The organism is Stenotrophomonas pictorum JCM 9942, assembly GCF_001310775.1.
Classification (GTDB): Bacteria; Pseudomonadota; Gammaproteobacteria; order Xanthomonadales; family Xanthomonadaceae; genus Stenotrophomonas; species Stenotrophomonas pictorum.
Genome location: NZ_BAZI01000593.1, coordinates 1 through 1,223, shown reverse-complemented (window position 1 = coordinate 1,223; position 1,223 = coordinate 1). Strand labels below are relative to the sequence as shown.

Sequence of the window (1,223 nt, the reverse complement as noted above, 5' to 3'; positions counted from 1 at the left end):
CACGCGGGTGGCGGCATGTCGGGCCGCGTGCCAGTGCTGCGCCTGCAGGCGGCTGCCCAGGCGCTGGTTGAGGGCGGCAAGCAGTTGCAGGCCATCGAGTTCGCCGCGCGCATGCGCCAGCTCCAGCCCTTCCCCGCGCAGCGCCGTATCCACCTGTGTGGAGGAACACTGCGCGGCCTCGGCCAGCTGGTGCAGATGGATGCGGTGGTCGTAGTCGGCCAGCAGGCCATCGAAATCGAGCAGCAGGGCGTGCAGGGCAGGCATCGGGCGGCAGGTTCAAAGCGTGACCGGCAGTATCGTCCTGCGGCGAAACAGCGCAGCCCTGCGACATTGCGTCGCGGGGCGGAGCGGGGCGTTGTTCCTAGAATAGGGCGGTTGCATTGTTTTCCCTGGAAGTCTGGAGTCCTGTTCGATGCGCATTCCTGTGTTGCTGTTGGCCCTTGCCGGCCTGTTGCCCGCCGCTCCGGTGCTGGCCCGCACCTGCGCGGTCACCATCGAAAGCAATGACCGTATGCAGTTTTCGTTGCCGCAGATCACGGTGGCGGCCGACTGCACCCAGGTCGACCTTACGCTCAAGCACACCGGCAAGATGGCCGCCAACGTGATGGGCCACAACTGGGTGCTCACGCGCACGGCCGATTTCCAGCCGGTCGCCACCTTGGGAATGCGTTCGACGCTGGCCGACAGCTACCTGCCCAAGGGCGATGCGCGGGTGATCGCGTTCACCCCGGTGATCGGAGGTGGGCAGACAGCGCGCGTGCGCTTTGCGACCAGCAAGCTGGTCCGTGGTGGCGACTACACCTTCTTCTGCTCGTTCCCTGGCCACTGGGGGATGATGAAGGGCAAGCTGGTCTTCGCTTGAGCCCTTGTACGGGGCAAAGAAAAAGGCCGGCATGATGCCGGCCTTTTCCGTATTGCCACCACGTGGCGGGATCAGCCCGCCGCGACCACGTTGAACGCCTCACGCGCTGCAGCCAGCGTGGCTTCGATCACCGCCTCGTCGTGCGCGCTGGACAGGAAGCCGGCTTCATAGGCCGACGGCGCCAGGAACACACCGCGCTCGAGCATGGCGTGGAAGAACACGTTGAAGGCCTTGATGTCACAAGCCGTGGCCTGGGCGTAAGTCTCCACCTTCTCGCGGGTGAAGAACAACCCGAACATCGCGCCGACCTGGTTGGTGGTCACCGCCACCCCGGCCTGCGCCGGGCCGCTTCCAGCCCGGC

2 protein-coding genes and 1 pseudogene are annotated in these 1,223 nt (G+C 66.1%); 1 reads left to right on the top strand and 2 read right to left on the bottom strand.

What is annotated here, in order from left to right; all coding sequences use genetic code 11:
* On the bottom strand, positions 1–264 hold a 264-nt coding region (locus JCM9942_RS16335; protein WP_484600264.1), incomplete at its 3' end, for an HAD family hydrolase.
* Between the two features lie 148 nt (positions 265–412).
* Between JCM9942_RS16335 and azu the strand changes: the two genes are divergently transcribed.
* Positions 413–862, top strand: a complete 450-nt coding sequence (gene azu, locus JCM9942_RS16330; protein ID WP_054660904.1) for an azurin — start codon at positions 413–415, stop codon at positions 860–862.
* Between the two features lie 71 nt (positions 863–933).
* Here azu and JCM9942_RS16325 read toward each other — a convergent pair.
* Positions 934–1,223 (bottom strand): annotated as a pseudogene (locus JCM9942_RS16325) (aspartate aminotransferase family protein); the annotation flags it as partial.